The sequence below is a fragment of the Caballeronia sp. NK8 genome, assembly GCF_018408855.1.
Classification (GTDB): Bacteria; Pseudomonadota; Gammaproteobacteria; order Burkholderiales; family Burkholderiaceae; genus Caballeronia.
In genome coordinates, this window is sequence record NZ_AP024322.1 from 1584365 (window position 1) to 1600825 (window position 16461).

A 16461-nucleotide genomic window follows, 5' to 3' on the forward strand; every position below is an offset into this window, starting at 1 on the left:
GCTGCCGAATCGCGCCAACCCGGCGCGAGGAAAGCGCGTCCCGTGGGCAAACCTGTGTATGCTCCCGGTTGTCCCGCGTCCGCGTTTGCATTTCGCATGCATGCGCCTTGCATACCGAATGCCAGTTTGAATGCATTGGAAACGCATGCAAAATGCCAGCGCGACACCGAGCGCGCCGAATCCATCCCGACGAACCGAGAACCGCGCACGCGGCGCGATCGACATGGAGTGAATCATGCAGCACGACCCGAACCGCAGCCCCACGCCGCATTCGAACGATGGCCCCGACGACGACATGATCGCGTTCGCGAGCGAAGTGTTCGATGTCGCGCGCCGTGGCGATGCCGCGATGCTCGATGCGCTCCTGAGCAAGGGCGTGCCGCCCAACCTGCGCAACGACAAGGGCGACAGCCTCGTGATGCTCGCGAGCTATCACGGCCACGCCGAAGCCGTGCGCGTGCTGCTCGGGCACAAGGCGGACCCGAACCTGCGCAACGACAATGGTCAGACGCCGATCGCGGGCGCCGCGTTCAAGGGCTTCGCCGACGTGATCGAAACGCTGCTGGATCACGGCGCGGATGTCGAAGGCGCATCGCCCGACGGCCGCACCGCGCTGATGATCGCGGCGATGTTCAATCGCGTGGAGATCGTCGAGTTGCTGATCGCGCGCGGCGCGAATGCCGATGCGCGCGACGCCGGCGGTTTTTCCGCGCGTGACGCCGCCGAGAAGATGGGCGCACCCGACACGGCCGCGCGACTTTCGAAGGCATGAAGCCGTCCGCTCGACGCGATGTTCTTTGCATGCATGATGCAATCCGCTGAACGAACGACGCCCCATCTGCGTCGAAGCGTTCTGACCAGCATCGATCCAATAACGAACCAGACAAGCAGGTGACCCGGAACCATGGAGCTTTTGCGATGACAGGCGGTTTCTCGCATCGGGGTGACGTCGTCGATGCCGCCGCACGCCTGATTCTGCGTACGGCGGCACTGATCATCGCGATCGGACGCGGGTTGCGCGCGCTGCGTCTGACCACGAGCCTGTCGATCGCCGCCGCGTTCGCGCTCTCCGCTTGCGGCCTGATGCCTCAGCAGACGCCCGCGCCGATCGTCGAGCATTCCTATATCCCGGCGCCCGAAGAGACTGGCTCCGGCGAGCCCGAAGAGCCCTTGCCCGCCGTGCAGGCCCCGGAACCGGCTTCCGCCGTGAAGCCCGCGCCCGCGCCGAAGCCGAAGCGCCGTGTCGTCAGGCCGAAACCGCCGGAGCCTGCTGTCGCCCCGCCGCCCGAGCCACCGGAACCGCCGCCTCCGCCGCAAATCATCTCGACACGCATCATGCAGCACGAGCAACTGCACGGCCTGCTCGACGCCGAGGTGCAGCGCGCCGACGGCAAGGTCGTCGGCCGCGCGGTGGACATGTACGTCGATGCCGGCGCAAAGCCGAAGCTCATGATGGTGAATCTGTCGGGCTTCCTCGGCGTCGGCGACCGCAAGGTGAACTTCCCGTGGTCGGCCTTCCGCTTCACGCCGAATTCGAAGACCGCGCCGATCACCTTCGTGCCGCCCGCGCCGGCCGCCAAGGGCAAGCCGGCGGAACCGGCGCCGAAGCCTCAACCGGTCGCCGAGGCGCCGGCGAGCCTGCTGCAACTCGTCGATTCGACGGTGACGCAAAAGAGCGGCGCGCGTATCGGGCGCGTGGTGGACGTGCTCGTCGACTCGCAGGCTCAGCCGCAGGCGCTCGTGCTCGATCTGTCCAGCTCGCTCGCGGGCGACAAGCGGCATGTGGCCGCGAACTGGGGCGACCTGCACGTGCTCTCGCGCAACAAACAATGGCAACTGCAGATGGATTTCAACGACGCGCAACTCAAGGCCGCGCCGACCTACGCGCCCGAGCAGCCGATCAAGATCGTGTCGCCGATCGTGCCCGCCCCCGCGCCGGCTTCGACCGCGAGCGCTGCATCGGCGCCGGCAGCTTCGGCAGTGTCGGCAACGTCCGGCTCCGTGTCGGCGCAGGCGCCGGCTTCGGGTGCCCGCCCGGCCAGATAACGGATAACGAGATCGAGAACCGATTCACAACATGGTAATTGCACGCAGTCTGCGCGCGCTCGACTGGCTGAATTTCTTTGTCGCCAACGTGCAGACCGGCTTCGGCCCTTTCATTGCTTCGTACCTCGCGGCCAACAAGTGGACGCAGGGCGAGATCGGCCTGATGCTTTCCGTCGGCACGATCAGCGCGATGGCGAGCCAGTTGCCGGCAGGCGCGCTCGTCGACGCGATGCGCAACAAGAAGTTCGCCGCGCTCTCCGCGATCATCGCGATCATCGTGAGCGCGCTGCTGCTCGCCGCGAGCCCGACCTTCGTCCCGGTGTTCGCCGCCGAAGTGCTGCATGGCTTCGCGAGCTGCATGCTCGTCCCTGCGATGGCGGCGATCTCGCTCGCCCTCGTCTCACGCGCGGATCTCGGCGACCGGCTCGGCCGCAATGCGCGCTGGGCGTCGATCGGCAGCGCTTTGACGGCGGCGTTGATGGGTGCGTTCGGCGAGTATCTGTCGCTGCGCTCGGTGTTCTTTTTGACGGCCGCGCTTGCGTTGCCGGCGATCGTCGCGCTGCGCATGATTCATTACGATCTGGCGCCCGTGGTGCCGCGCGCGCCGCCGGGCAAGCCGAAGTTGACGCCCGAAGGTGAAGAGCGCGAATCCTTGCGCGAGTTGCTGAAGGACAGACGGCTTCTGATCTTTGCGGCGTGCGTGGTGCTCTTTCATCTCTCGAATGCGGCGATGCTCAATCTCGCCGCGGGCGAAGTCACTGCGCACATGGGCGACAACGTTCAACTCGTGATTGCGGCGTGTATCATCGTGCCGCAGTTCATCGTTGCGGCGATGTCGCCGTGGGTCGGACGGCAGGCGCAGAAATGGGGGCGCAGGCCGGTGCTGATCCTCGGCTTTTGTGCGCTGCCGGTACGGGCGATTCTTTTTGCGGGCGTGAGCAGCCCTTACCTGCTCGTGCCGGTTCAGATGCTCGATGGCATCAGCGCGGCGGTGTTCGGTGTGATGCTGCCGCTCATCGCGGCGGATGTCGCGGGCGGCCGTGGGCATTACAACCTGACGATCGGATTTTTTGGACTTGCTGCGGGGGTGGGGGCTACGCTTTCCACAGCGGCGGCTGGGTTTGCCGCGGATCGCTTTGGCACTGCGATGAGCTTTTTCGGCCTCGCCGGGGCCGGGGCGCTTGCGGTGTTGATGGTGTGGCTGGCGATGCCGGAGACGCGGGGGGCGCATGGGGTGAAGGAGGAACCGGCTAAGCCGCCGGTGGAGGCTTGATGGTTTTTTGTGTTGGGATTTTGGGTTGATTAGGGTTACGTAGAATCCTGATTTCGTGTCGGTTTATTAGCACTGCCCCTGTGCGGGGCGGCAGTCACTTTCTTTGCTGCTGCAAAGAAAGTAACCAAAGAAAGCAGCTTTCCCCATCCAAAGTACTTCATGCCGGCCCCGGCACAGGCGAACAGTCTTGGCACAGCAGTAGCGAGTGCCCTCAAAGGCCAGACCGGGCTTGGACCGCGCACGGTCTGCCACATCGCGCCACAAAACAAACTGGTTCAGCACGAAATGGCTCCGGCCCGCTACGCGGCCGATGGGCTAATCGGGTCTGCGTGGGCTTCTGCGTTTCTCTTTTCTCGTCGGTTTCCCTTGCATACCCAACGGCAGCGCGTAGCGCTGTGCCGATGCTATTTCGTGCTGAACCAGCGCACTAGAAGAACTAGCTAGTCAGACCGTGCGCGGTCCACGCCCGGTTAGGCCTACGAGGGCACTCGCTACAGAGGCCACGAACAACGAGAAGAACACCCAAATTGCGTGTGACCGCGGGCGTCTCGAGCTGCTTTCTTTGGTTACTTTCTTTGCAGCAGCAAAGAAAGTGACTGCCGCCCCGCACAGGGGCAGTGCTAATAGACCGACACGAAACCGGGATCCAGCGACAACAACAACAAACCAACAACAACAACCTCACCTCAACGGCCTCAACCCCTCAAGCAAAGTCGGAATCAACTCACTCACTGTAGGATGAATATGCATAGCCCGCTGCAGCGTAGAAAACGGCGCATCCGCATTCATGCTATCGATGAAAGTATGAATCACCTCATCCCCTTCAATGCCATAAATCGCCGCACCTAAAAACCGCATCGATTGCGCATCGACGAGCGCCTTCATGAACCCATCCGTCTCCCCGCGCTCCCGCGCGCGCCCCACGCGAGTCATCGGCATCGTTGCGATGAGCGCATCCCGTCCATCCTTGCGCACCTCCTCCTCGCTCATGCCCACCCGCGCAAACGGAGGATCGACAAAAACCGCATAAGCCATGATGCGCGTATCGGCGCTGCGCGATTCCCCATCGAGCAGATTCGAAGCAATGATCTCGTAATCGTTCCACGACGTATGCGTAAACGCCCCGCGCCCGTTCACATCGCCCAGCGCATAGACGCCTTCGACACGAGTGCGCAACTGCCCGTCCACATCGATCATGCCGTGCCGGTTCACCGCGATGCCCGCATGCTCCAGCCCCAGATCGTCGGTGTTCGGCGTGCGGCCCGTCGCGAACAGCAGATGCGATGCGTCGATCGTGTCAGCACCGCTCGATATGCGTACGCCTCCCGCCGACGGCTCCACGCGTTCGATCCGCGCCCCGAAGCGAAACTCGATGCCCTCGCGCACGAACACATCCTGCATCGCGCGCGCGACGTCCTCGTCCTCACGCGCCAGAATGCGATCGCCCCGCACGAGCAAGGTCACGCGACTGCCGAAGCGGCGGAACATCTGCCCGAATTCGAGCGCGATATAACTCGCCCCGACAATCACGAGATGCTCCGGCACCTCGGTCAGTTCCAGGATCGTCGAATTGGTCAGATACGGCACGCGCCCGAGCCCGTCGATCTCCGGCACCACCGCGCGCGTGCCCGTGTTGATGAACACGAGATCGGCGTCGATGTCCTGCGTCGAGCCATCGCTCGCTTCGATCGAAAGCGCATGCGGCCCCGTGAAGCGTCCGTGCCCCTTGAACACGGTGAGGTTCTCCGTGCCGCGCAGCCACTTCTCGATACCCGTGCGCGAGCCGCCGATCACCTCGTCCTTGCGTGCCTTCACGCGCGCCATGTCGATGGTGATATCGCCGCCGATCATCACGCCGTATTGCGCCGCCGTGCGCGCGACATGCGCAGCCCGCGCGCTCGCAACATAGGTCTTGGTCGGCGTGCAGCCGACGTTCACGCAGGTGCCGCCAAACAGATGCCGCTCGATCACCGCCGTGCGCCTGCCGCTTTGCGCGAGCCGCACGGCAAGCGGCGAGCCGCCCTGCCCTGTGCCGATGACCACCGCATCGAAATGCTGTGACATGCTGGTTCTCCCCCGGCCGTATGCGCCGCCGACGCAACCGACCGTGCGAATGAAGCGGATGACGAATGAAGATGCCGCAACCGAATTGCATCTTACGCGCATGCAGATGAGCGGTCAGACGCCCTGCCCGACGCACGTCCAGCGGGCACGGGCATGGCTCGTGCTGTCGATGAACGGTACACGAAACAAAGGCATTCATGATCGAGACGATCTGGTTTCTCGTCGTCGGCGGCCTGCTCATTTTGATGGGCCTCGCCAGTTCGACTTTCAAGCGCCTGCCGATCAGCACGGCGATGTGCTATCTCGCGATCGGCGTCGCGATGGGCCCCGGCGCGGCCAATCTGCTGAAGCTCGATCTCACGACCGATGCGACCGTCCTGCGCCGCATCACCGAAGTCGCGATGCTGGTGTCGCTGTTCGCGATCGGCCTGAGACTGCGCGTGCCGCCCACCGACCGCCTCTGGTTTCTGCCAGTCCGCCTCGGCCTCGTCGCGATGGTGCTGACGGTCGCCGCGCTCACGCTCTTCGCCGCCTACGCGCTCGGGCTCAGTTGGGGCCCGGCGCTGTTGCTCGCCGCGATGCTCGCCCCGACCGATCCCGTCCTCGCGCACGACGTGCAGGTGGAAACGCCCGGCGACATCGACATGCTGCGCTTTTCGCTGACGGGCGAAGGCGGCCTGAACGACGGCATCGCGCTGCCCTTCGCGCTGCTGGGCATCGCGGTATGCCGCTTCGAGACGACGCCGGGCGAGGCGCTGCACTGGGACTTCGCGTTGCAGGCCGTGTGGGGTATAGCGGGCGCGCTGGCGATCGGCTGGCTGCTCGGCGCGGTGTCGGTGCGGCTCGTCGCGTATCTGCGCACGCGCCACGGCCAAGCGCTCGGGCCGGAGGGTTTCTATGCGCTCGGGCTGATCGCGCTGTCTTATGGCGTCGCGGAGTTGCTGCATACGTATGCGTTTCTTGCGGTGTTCGCGGCCGGCCTGTCGATGCGTCGTGTCGAGCAGAAGACCAGCGGCGGCAAGTCCGCGCGCGAGGCAGTCGGCAACATCGATGCAGACGATGTCGGCGCCGCCGCGGCCGATCCCGAGCGCGCGCACGCCTTCATGGCCGAGCGCGTGCACGGCTTCACGATCGAGCTGGAGCGCATCGCCGAAGTCGCGATCATGCTGATCGTCGGCGCCGTGCTCGCGACGATGTGGCGCGATCTCTTCACCTGGCAGGCCGGCGCGCTGATAGTCGCGCTGTTCTTCGTGCTGCGGCCCGCGGCGGTCGAGGCATCGCTCATCGGTTCGCGCGCGGCGGGGCCGCAAAGGCGGCTGATGAGCTGGTTCGGCATACGCGGCGTCGGCTCGTTCTACTATCTGCTGTACGCGCTGGAACATGCGCCGCATGACGTGGCCGCGCCGCTCGCGCCGCTCGTCGTCGCGACGATCGCGGCTTCGGTCATCGTGCACGGCATCACCGCGACGCCGCTCATGAACCGCTATCAGCGCGCACGCAAAGACGCATGATCTTTTATCGAGGTCCATCAGGCGTGAAGCATCTGATCTTCTTCTGCGGCCATGCGGGCACCGGCAAGACGACGCTCGCCAAACAGCTGTTCGCGCCGCTCATGCAGGCGACCGGCGAGCCTTTCTGCTTACTCGACAAGGACACGCTCTACGGCGCGTATAGCGCGGCGGCAATTGGCGCGCTCACGGGCGATCCGCACGACCGCGACAGTCCGCTCTTCATCGCGCATTTCCGCGATCCGGAATACCGTTGTCTCATCGATACCGCCGCGGAAAATCTTGCGCTCGGCGTGAGCGTCGCCGTGGTCGCGCCGCTGACGCGTGAAGTGCGCGCCTCACGCCTGTTCGATCGCGCATGGCTCGGCATCGGCGATGATGTGGCCGTTCGCGTCGTCTGGGTGCACGTGGATGAGGATATGGCGCGCGAGCGCATCGTCGCGCGCGGCGATCCGAACGATGCGTACAAGCTCGCGCACTGGGAGGAATATCGTCAGCGGCTTTTCGTGCCGGACGCGGCGCTCGCGCAGACGCTCGTCATGTTCGACAATACCGAAGCCGACGACGACGCGCGCGAGGCACTGCTCGCGCGCCTGATCCGTTAAGCAGCCGCCAGTTGCCGCGCCGTCGCCACCGCGTTCGCGCCTTCGTACAGCTTGCCGAAGCGGTTGTTGAGGAACGCATCGAGCGGCACCTGCTCCTGACGCACGAAGCCGCTTTGCGGCAGCACGCCTTCGCGGAACAGATCGAGCTCCGCGCAGATCGCGCCGGCGGTCGTGATCTGGATCGCGCTCATCGGCACGCCGCACACGTCCTTCGCGAAAATCTTGCGCGTGAACACGTCCTGCACGAGTTGCCCGCGGCGCATGCCCGTCACCGTGACGAAGATCAATACGACGTCCTGCGCCGTCGATGGCACTGCGCGCTTGAGCATCGACTTGAGTCCGTCGCGATCGGTGGACATGCGCAGATCGTCGAGCAGGAACTTCATCAGGTCGCGATGGCCGGGATAGCGCACCGACTTGTAATCGAGTGTCTCGACCTTGCCCGCGAGCGTCTCGCACAAGGTGCCGAGGCCGCCCGACGTGTTGAACGCTTCATACTCGATGCCGTCGAGCGAAAAATGCTCGACGCCTTCGAGCGGCTGCACCCACTGCGTGCGGCCTTCGCGGATCGCCTCGCACGGCTGGCAATACTCGTTGATGAGGCCGTCGATGCTCCACGTCAGGTTGTACTTCAGCGCGTTGGTCGGAAACTCGGGCAGCGCGCCGACGCGCATCTTCACCTCGCGCACGTCGTCGAGGCGCTTCGCCAGATCGTGCGCGACGATGCCGATGAAGCCCGGCGCAAGACCGCATTGCGGCATGAACGCGAGCTCGGAATCGTCAGCGATGGCGCGGATCGCGTGCGTCGCGCGCACGTCTTCGGTCAGATCGAAATAGTGGACGCCCGCCGCTTTCGCCGCCGACGCGACGTTGATCGCGAGGTAATACGGCAGCGCGTTGACGAGCGCATCGAAGCCGATCAGCGCCTGGCGCAACGCGGGCGTATCGGCGGAATCGACGCGGCGCGTCGGGATACCCTGCGCATCGAGCAGCGCGAGCGCATGCTCGTCGCGATCGAACGCGACGACTTCGAAATCCCCCGTTTCACGCAGCAAATGGGCAATGCTCTGGCCGATCAATCCGGCGCCGACGAGGGCCACTTTCATATTCATCTCCTTGGTGTGTGAGTTTCGCCAATCGGCTTCTTCACACAGTTTAGGAGCGCGTGAATATTGATCACAGACGCAAAATGATGCGCTTCGACGAGGTTTTTCGTCATTTTGACCATTCGATACGACGATTCGTATCGTTGCCTCAGCCGACGCGGTCGATCTTGCGCGCGAGGATGATCGACGTCGTAGTCCGCTCGACGCCTTCCAGCGCGCCGATCTCGTCGAGCAGATCGTTCAGGCGGTCGGGGGAATCGGCGCGCAGCCAGGCGACGTAATCGAACTCGCCGCTCACCGCGCAGAGCAACTGGATCTCCGGCATGCGCGCGAAGCGCTTTTGCAGATCGCGGCCGTACTTCGGCGTGAGCTTGATGCCGACATACGCCTGTATGCTCGCATCGAGCACGTCCTGGCCGAGCCGCACGCCGTAGCCCGCGATCACGTTGTTCTTTTCCAGCCGGGCGATGCGCGCGATCACCGTCGTGCGCGCGACACCCAGTTGCCGCGCAAGATTCGCGACGCTCTCTCGCGCGTCCATCTGCAGGAGCGCGACCAGATTGCGATCGATGTCGTCGAGCTGATCGAGGCGCGGCGGTCTCATGAGGGCGTCGTCCATGGAATTTTGTGTTTCGCGTTATGCGTTTTGAATGCCATCGGGCATCCGGTGTTTTGTGTTTTGCATTATGGCCGAGACGACGGCGCGAATCGAACGCCGATCAGATGCCGTCACACGCCGAGCTTCGCCACCATGAAATCGACGAAGCTCGCGAGCTTGGGTGTCGCGCGCGTGTCGCGCGGATAGACGAGATGCACGGGCGATGGCTTCGGCAGGAAGTCTTGCAGCACGGCGACGAGCGCGCCGCTCTTCAGTTCATCCTCGACGAGCGCATGCGGCTGAAGCACGAGACCGAAACCCGCGAGCGCGGCCTTTCTGAGCGCCTGGCCGTTGTTCGTGCGAAAGCGCGACGACTGCGTGCGGTGCGCGTGCATCGCCTCATCCTCGCCTTCGAGCCGCCAGCCCGCCTCGCGGCCCTGATGCACGAAGCCGAGGCACTCGTGGCGCGCGAGATCGGCGGGCGTCGCGGGCGTGCCCACGCGCGCGAGATATGCGGGCGCTCCGCACACGGTCATCGCATACGGTTTGAGCGGGCGCGCGACGAAGCTCGAATCGGCGAGCGTGCCGATACGCACAGCGGCATCGAAGCCTTCTTCGACGATATCGACCATGCGATTCGTGAGATCGAGTTCGACCGTGATCTGCGCGAACGCCGCGAGAAACTCGGTCACGGCGGGTGTGACGAACTGCACGCCGTACGTGAGCGGCACGGTCACGCGCAATACGCCACGCGGCGTCGCGCTCATGGATTCGGCGAGCGAATCGGCCGCATCGACTTCCGCGAGAATGCGGCGGCAGCGCGCGTAATATTCGCGGCCGATCTCGGTCAGGCTCTGACGGCGCGTCGTGCGTACGATGAGGCGCGCATCGAGCCGCGCCTCCAGCGCCTGCAGATGCTTGCCGGCCATCGGCGCGGAGATGGAGAAGCGCTCGGCGGCGGCGCTCAGGCTGCCCGCCTCCACGATGGCTACGAAGACCCGCATGCTCAACAAGGTATCCACTGCGTAATTTTCCAGAGACGTATCGAATGTAAGCAGTTGTGGCAATGCGGCCGAATCCGCATGCAATCGTGATACTAATATCCGCCGATGGTGTGCCATCGCGCTGCCTTTTCATGCAGCTTACGAAGCACGCCGCTTTCCTTATCGATCGAAGGTAACCCGAATGAAAAGAACACTCGTTGCATTGGCCGCATTTTGCGCATTGAGCCCGGTATTCGCGCAATCGTCGGCGCCCGCGGCGGCATCGGCGCCGGCCATGCAGGCCACGGCATCCGCACCGGCCGCCAGCAAGCGCGAGGCGCGCGTCGAAGAGCGTATCGCGGAACTGCATTCGAGCCTCAAGATCACGCCGCAGCAGGAAGACCAGTGGTCGAAGTTCGCCGACGTGATGCGCGACAACGGCCGCACGATGGCCGATCTGTATCGCCAGCGCATCGCGCAGCGCAAGACCATGTCCGCGCTCGACGACATGAAGCAATACGAGCAGATCACGCAGGCCAACGCCGATGGCACGAAGCGTCTCGTCGAAGCGTTCGAGCCGCTTTACGCGAGCCTTTCGCCCGAGCAGAAGAAGCTGGCCGATACGAGCTTCCGCGACGAGCACGGCAAGTCGCGCCAGAATCGCGCGCATCGCCACCCGCATGCGGCAGCAGCGGATGCCGCTTCCGCGACGAAGCCCTGAACGAGCGCAGGGCCGAACAGCCCGCATCGCACGATGCGGGCTTTTTTTCGTCCGCCGGGTGCAAAATGGCGCGAATGCCGTTACGATCCCGCACCGTCAATGCCATACCGAATCGCACCATGCTCCCTCTGTCTCAGCTCGATCTGTCCACTGATCCCGCCGCGCGCCGCGTCGTGAAGGACGAAGCCGTCGCCGTCGAATTCGCCGTCGTCGCGGGCGAGTTGATGAGCCTCGAAGGGCCGAACCGCTACGCGAGCGGCGATGCGATCGTCACCGGCAGCGGCGGCGAGCGCTGGGTCGTGTCGCGCGAGCGCTTCGATGCGAAGTACGTGCCCGAAGGCGGCATCGCGCACGGCGAAGCGGGCACCTATCGCAACCGGCCGAGCGTCGTGCTCGCGAAGGAGATGCACGCGCCCTTCTCCATCGCGCGATCCGCGGCGGGCGACATTCTCACCGGCGACGCGGGCGACTGGGTCATGCAATACGCGCCGGGCGACTACGGCGTCGTGAAGGCCGCGCGCTTCGCGAAGGTCTATCGCGTCATCTGAAAAAACTTCAGGCGAAGTCCTCGCCCATCTCGATGTCCACTTCACGCGGCACGGTCTCGCCGTTCGCGTACGTCTCTTCGAGCGAGCCTAGCGTCGCTTCCACATACGCGCGCAGCACCGCGTAGCTGCGCGCGTGCAGGCGCGGCGGCAGCGCACGATAACGCGCGAGCGCGGCAGGTTCGAAGCGCACGTCGATGGTGATGCGCCGCGCGGTCGAACCGAAGCGCATCGCCACGTAGTGAATCGCTAGCGACGTGCGGCCCGCGTCGTCCCGCCGCTCGGCGAACTGCGTCTGTTCGGGAAAGAGATCGCTGATCACGCGCGCGAGCATCTCGATGTCCGCGCTCGGGCAGTCGTATTGATAGTCGTCCATTCGATGTCGATATTCGATTGATGCGCTTCACGCGCCCTGCGCAGCGGCACGCCGATAGTAGCGCACGAGCGCCACCGCGACGATCACGCCGAGCACGAGGTACACAGCGTCAGCGGCGATGAGCGGCACGAGCCCCGCCTGGAAGAGCGCGGCGGGCAAGCCGACGAGCGCATGCGCGGCGACGAGAAATGCGAGCGCATGACGCGAACGCTCGCGCAGCATCTGCCACATCAGCGCGGAAAAACCGATCTGCAGCACGAACGCGCTCGCGCGCTCGACGAGAAAGATGCCGGCCGACACGGGCGACAAAGTCATCAGCACCAGATGAATGCGCGCGAGCGCTTCGAGCGGCGCGCTTTCGAAGTGCGTGTCGAGCGTGCCGCGATTCGCGAGCACCGCATAGACGATCCATTGCACCTGCACGAGCACGCCGACGATCCACGCTTCCGCCCCGCCGTGCCCGATGCCGTAGCCGAGCCCCGGGCCATGACGATCGAGCGCGCCCAGCTCACGCGAGATGAGCCATTTCATCGCAAGAAAACGTCCGACCTCTTCGCACAAGCCGGCCGCGATCGCACCATAGACGACGAACACCGCGGGATACCTGAGCCACACCGACGTAGCGGGATTGCTCAGCATGAAGCCGTGCAGCGCGCGTTCGATGACCATCGCGAAGAGCGCGAATACGGCGATACCGAGAATCGCCTCGCGCGGCATGATGGAAAAACGCGGGCGCAGCTTCTTGTACAGCACGATGGGCATCGCTGCAATGATGAGCGTCGCGAGCGCGAGGCTCAGCAACGTCGAAACACTGACCATTCAGATTCCTTGTGATGCGGGTTGAGTCGCGCGTATCGTGGATGCGCGCACGACGAGTTCGCCCGGCAGCAGGCATTCGCGCGCGGCCATCGCGGCGCCGCCGAGCCGTTCGTGGAGAAATTCGACCGCGCGCCGGCCGATATCGTAGGTCGGCTGACGCACCGTCGTCATGCCGGCGAGCTGCGCCCATTCCGAATCGTCGATCGACATCAATGCGACGCTCGCCTGCCAGTCCGCGCCGTGACGTTCCTTCAGATGCACCGCGACGCGCAGCGCAACCGGCCCGTTCGCCGCGAAAAGCGCGACGCGCCTGCCCTTCGCTCTTGCCGCCGCGACGCGCGTGTCGAGTTCGGCGAGCGCGGCGCCTGCATCGGCGAGATCGATCACGAGCGTCGAGCCGCTGGCGTCGAGCGCCGCGACGGTCTCGCGAAACGCGGCCTCGCGCAAGCGCCGCGAACTGATATGCGTGACGGGCTGAACGATGAAAAGCAGCTCGTCGAAGCCTTCAGCGACGAGATGACGCGTGGCGAGTTGCACGGCGGCGGGGTTATCGAGCCCGACCATATCGGTGATGAAGCCTTCGACCGAACGATCCACCAGCACGACCGGAATGCCGCCTTGCGCGAAGCCTTGCAGCAGTTCTTCCTTCACGCCGAGCGCGTTGACGATCACGCCTTCGACGCGATAGGTCGTGAGCAGTTGCAGATAGCGCCGTTCCATATCGATCTCGTTGGCCGCGTGGCAGATGAGCGGCATGTAGCCGAGCGCGTGGCACGCGGCTTCGACGCCTTGCAGCACTTCGACGGAATACGGATTCGTGAGATCGGCGAGCAGCATGCCGATCAGGCGGTTGCGGCCGCGCTTGAGGCCGCGCGCCATCTGATTCGGCCGATAGTCGAGCTTGGCGATGGCCGCTTCGATGCGTTCGCGCAGGTCGGGCGACAGCACGCTCATCTCGCCGTTCAGATAGCGCGAGATGCTCGTCTTGCCGGTGCCGGCTTCGCGGGCGACATCGGTGATCGTCGCGCGGCGCGCGCCGAATGTGGCCGGGCGGTTCGTCAGTGTGGGATCGTCGGACATAGTGGTCGTGGGCCCGCGCCTCGCTCTCGAGCGCTGCGCGATGCTGTCATTATCGTTCTCCTCGCATCGCGCATGTTAGCGCATGCCCGCGCGACCACGCGTTTTCAGCGCTTCAGGACTTCGCGATTGACGATGTTTGTCGTGAGCGTGCCGTCCAGTGCCCCGACGAGGTTTTCCGCGGCGTTGCGCGCCATCGCGTGACGCGTTTCGTGCGTGGCCGAGCCGATGTGCGGTAGTGCGACGACGTTGTTCATCGCGAGCAGCGGCGAATCGGCGGGCAGCGGTTCCTGTTCGAACACGTCGAGGCCGGCGCCGCGAATCGTGCCGTTCTTCAGCGCTTCGATGAGCGCGTGTTCATCGACGGTCGGTCCGCGCGATGCGTTGATCAGGATCGCGCTTCGCTTCATCTTCTTCAGTTCATTTGCGCCGATGAGTCCGCGCGTGTCGGGCGTCAGCGGCACTTGCAGGCACACGAAGTCGGATTGCGCGAGGAGTTCATCGAGTTCGACGCGTTTGGCGCCGTATTCCTTTTCTGCCTGCTCGTTTGCGCTGCGGTTCGTGTAGAGCACGTTCATGCGAAAGCCGAGCGCCGCACGGCGCGCGACCGCCCCGCCGATGCGCCCGAGCCCGACGATGCCGAGCGTCTTGCCTTGCACATCGACGCCGAATTGAGCCTCGCCGATGCTCGCCTTCCAGTTGTCTTGCTTCACCCATTCGGCAAGTTCGACGACGCGGCGTGCGCTGGTGAGGATCAGCGAGAAGACGGTGTCGGCGGTGGATTCGGTTAGGACGTCGGGGGTGTGGGTGAGGATGATGCCGCGGCGCGTCAGGTCCTCTACGTCGAACTGGTCGAAGCCTACTGAGATCGTCGACAGCGCTTTCAGGTCTTTTGCGCCTTCGATCATGGCGGGGGTGATCTTTATGCTCGCGCCGATGGCTCCGTTGGCTTGCTTCAGTGCCGCTATGAAGGCGGCTTCGTCTTTTGGATCGACGCTTTTCACCTCTGCGTGCTCGCGTAGGTAGGCTTCCACGTCGGAAGGTAGGGTTTTGTAGGCTACGATTTTGTGGGTCATTTTTGGATTGCTTCGGGTTGCTTAGGCTTTCGTAGAATCCTGATTTCGTGTTGGTCGGTTAGCACTGCCCCTGTGCGGGGCGGCAGTCACTTTCTTTGCTGCTGTGTATAGACCGGGGACATGGTTGACACTTTCGTCGGGGACATCGTTGACACTTTGATCATGGGGTATCGGGCTGGTTTGGGTCAAACGTCATGAGTCGGTGATGCGCGAAATAGAGGTCGTAGGCATCGGCAATCGTGCTGCTCGGTCGCGCCGCGATGTGCAGTCCGTGCAGTGCACTGGATACGCGCAAGCGGTGCTTTCCAAACGTTACCCTGCCGTTCCAGCCCACCAGCAGAACCTGATCATCCGGTCCGTATTCGAGCGGCGGCAGGCGGCTGGGCATCGCCCGCGCACTGGGCCGATAGCGCGTGATCGGCGTCGCCATGCCGATGCCCGCGTGCGGGCGCTCAAAGTTGTAGCTTTGGCGCCAGCGGTCGAATTCAGCCTGCACCTGATCGGGCCCGGTGAAGCTGCGGTGATTCAGCACCTCGGCCTTGAGCGAGCGATGAAAGCGCTCGTCCTTGCCGTTGGTCTGCGGGTGATAGGGACGGCTATGGCTCATACGAATACCCAGCCGAATGCATCGGATGGCCAACTCGGTCAATTCGCCAGGCTTGCTTGGCGTGCCCCACGGCGCGCCGTTATCGGCGTTGATCTGTTGCGGCAGCCCGTAACAGGCGAAAGCGTTTCGCAGGTGCGTGTACACCGTCTCGGTGTCCTGGCTGCAGCACGCCTGCAGCACGAGGTTGAAGCGCGAATGATCGTCGAGCACGGTGAGCGGGTGGCAGCGCCTTTGATCGAGCATGCCGAAGTGGCCCTTGAAATCGATTTGCCACAGCTCGTTAGGCTCGGCGCGCTCGAAACGGGTCCAGGCGGTGGCCGCGTCCGAAGCCTTCTCGCCGATGCATCCATGGCGCTGCAAAATGGCATTGACCGTGCTGTGCGAAGGCACGCCTTGCAGGCCTTGATCCTTCAGGCGCCGGCTGATCTTGTGCGCGCTCCAGGCCGGATGCTGGCTTCGCACCTCCAGCACCCGCGCTTCGAGTTCGTCACAGGTTCGATTCGGGCTGCTGTGCGGACGTCTGGAGAGATCGCCCAGCGCCTCGCGGCCCCCGGCCTGATAGCGGTTGACCCACTTGTATCCGGTCTGCCGGCTGATGCCAAAGCGTTGGCACAGCTCGTTGAAAGCAATCTCTTGTTGCATGGCCAGGGTCACGAATTCAAGGCGAAGTTGCATGGTGTCCTGCGGGTTCCAAGGCATGGTCGGGTCCGGGCATCGAGATGCCCGAAAGTGTCAACCATGTCCCCGCGGATCTGTCAGCTATGTCCCCGGTCTATACACTGCTGCAAAGAAAGTAACCAAAGAAAGCAGCTCGAGACGCCCGCGGTCACACGCAATTTGGGTATCCTTCTCCTCACCCGTGGCCTCTGTAGCGAGTGCCCTCACAGGCCACATCCGGCTTGGACCGCGCACGGTCTGCCACATCGCGCCGCGTGCGTGGCTGGTTCAGCACCTAATGGCTCCGGCCCGCTGCGCGGCCGACCGGTCCATCGGGACTGCGCGTGCTTCTGCGTTTCTCTTTTCTCGTTGGTTTCCCTTACATACCCAACGGCAGCGC

Annotated in this window: 16 protein-coding genes; 7 read left to right on the forward strand and 9 right to left on the reverse strand. The window is 64.3% G+C overall.

Annotated elements, in window-relative coordinates:
- Positions 1-235: 235 nt before the first annotated feature.
- From NK8_RS07640 to NK8_RS07650, 3 genes are all read left to right on the forward strand, one after another.
- Positions 236-772 (forward strand): ankyrin repeat domain-containing protein, encoded by a 537-nt coding sequence (locus NK8_RS07640; RefSeq protein WP_213225938.1) that lies wholly within the window; start codon positions 236-238, stop codon positions 770-772.
- A 146-nt stretch (positions 773-918) separates the two neighbouring features.
- Positions 919-2046 (forward strand): PRC-barrel domain-containing protein, encoded by a 1128-nt coding sequence (locus tag NK8_RS07645; RefSeq protein ID WP_225936141.1) that lies wholly within the window; start codon positions 919-921, stop codon positions 2044-2046.
- Between the two features lie 31 nt (positions 2047-2077).
- A complete protein-coding gene (locus tag NK8_RS07650) occupies positions 2078-3319 on the forward strand; it encodes an MFS transporter (RefSeq protein WP_162065696.1) in 1242 nt (413 codons plus the stop codon).
- A 681-nt stretch (positions 3320-4000) separates the two neighbouring features.
- Here NK8_RS07650 and NK8_RS07655 read toward each other — a convergent pair.
- A complete protein-coding gene (locus tag NK8_RS07655; protein WP_213225939.1) occupies positions 4001-5383 on the reverse strand; it encodes an FAD-containing oxidoreductase in 1383 nt (460 codons plus the stop codon).
- A 197-nt stretch (positions 5384-5580) separates the two neighbouring features.
- Between NK8_RS07655 and NK8_RS07660 the strand changes: the two genes are divergently transcribed.
- The gene (locus tag NK8_RS07660; protein WP_213225940.1) at positions 5581-6894 is read left to right on the forward strand and encodes a sodium:proton antiporter; all 1314 of its coding nucleotides are present in this window, start codon (positions 5581-5583) and stop codon (positions 6892-6894) included.
- Between the two features lie 23 nt (positions 6895-6917).
- Positions 6918-7496, forward strand: a complete 579-nt coding sequence (locus NK8_RS07665) for an AAA family ATPase (protein ID WP_213228551.1) — start codon at positions 6918-6920, stop codon at positions 7494-7496.
- Here the strand turns inward: NK8_RS07665 and NK8_RS07670 are convergent.
- The 3 genes from NK8_RS07670 to NK8_RS07680 form a co-directional block, all read right to left on the reverse strand.
- Positions 7493-8602 (reverse strand): saccharopine dehydrogenase family protein, encoded by a 1110-nt coding sequence (locus tag NK8_RS07670; RefSeq protein ID WP_213225941.1) that lies wholly within the window; start codon positions 8600-8602, stop codon positions 7493-7495. The genes NK8_RS07665 and NK8_RS07670 overlap by 4 nt on opposite strands.
- 148 nt (positions 8603-8750) lie before the next feature.
- Positions 8751-9206: an Lrp/AsnC family transcriptional regulator gene (locus NK8_RS07675; RefSeq protein WP_162065700.1), complete on the reverse strand. Its 456-nt coding sequence runs from the start codon at positions 9204-9206 to the stop codon at positions 8751-8753.
- Positions 9207-9331: 125 nt separating this feature from the next.
- Entirely contained in the window at positions 9332-10222 is an 891-nt protein-coding gene (locus NK8_RS07680; protein ID WP_213225942.1) for a LysR family transcriptional regulator, read from the reverse strand.
- Positions 10223-10385: 163 nt separating this feature from the next.
- Between NK8_RS07680 and NK8_RS07685 the strand changes: the two genes are divergently transcribed.
- Positions 10386-10904: a Spy/CpxP family protein refolding chaperone gene (locus NK8_RS07685; RefSeq protein ID WP_213225943.1), complete on the forward strand. Its 519-nt coding sequence runs from the start codon at positions 10386-10388 to the stop codon at positions 10902-10904.
- 119 nt (positions 10905-11023) lie between these two features.
- Positions 11024-11452 carry a PGDYG domain-containing protein gene (locus tag NK8_RS07690; protein ID WP_213225944.1) on the forward strand — a complete coding sequence of 143 codons (429 nt, stop codon included), beginning with the start codon at positions 11024-11026 and terminating at the stop codon, positions 11450-11452.
- A 7-nt stretch (positions 11453-11459) separates the two neighbouring features.
- Here NK8_RS07690 and NK8_RS07695 read toward each other — a convergent pair whose 3' ends face one another.
- The 5 genes from NK8_RS07695 to NK8_RS07715 all read right to left on the reverse strand — a co-directional run bounded on the left by NK8_RS07695 (position 11460) and on the right by NK8_RS07715 (position 16103).
- On the reverse strand, positions 11460-11825 hold the full coding sequence (locus NK8_RS07695) for a DUF3022 domain-containing protein (protein ID WP_162065704.1): 366 nt from the start codon (positions 11823-11825) through the stop codon (positions 11460-11462).
- A 27-nt stretch (positions 11826-11852) separates the two neighbouring features.
- Positions 11853-12644: a YhfC family glutamic-type intramembrane protease gene (locus NK8_RS07700; protein ID WP_213225946.1), complete on the reverse strand. Its 792-nt coding sequence runs from the start codon at positions 12642-12644 to the stop codon at positions 11853-11855.
- The gene (locus NK8_RS07705; protein WP_213225947.1) at positions 12645-13724 is read right to left on the reverse strand and encodes a LacI family DNA-binding transcriptional regulator; all 1080 of its coding nucleotides are present in this window, start codon (positions 13722-13724) and stop codon (positions 12645-12647) included. It lies immediately after the preceding gene.
- Positions 13725-13828: 104 nt separating this feature from the next.
- Positions 13829-14797: a D-glycerate dehydrogenase gene (locus NK8_RS07710; RefSeq protein ID WP_213225948.1), complete on the reverse strand. Its 969-nt coding sequence runs from the start codon at positions 14795-14797 to the stop codon at positions 13829-13831.
- 160 nt (positions 14798-14957) lie between these two features.
- Positions 14958-16103, reverse strand: a complete 1146-nt coding sequence (locus NK8_RS07715; protein ID WP_213225949.1) for an IS481 family transposase — start codon at positions 16101-16103, stop codon at positions 14958-14960.
- Positions 16104-16461: the final 358 nt, after the last annotated feature.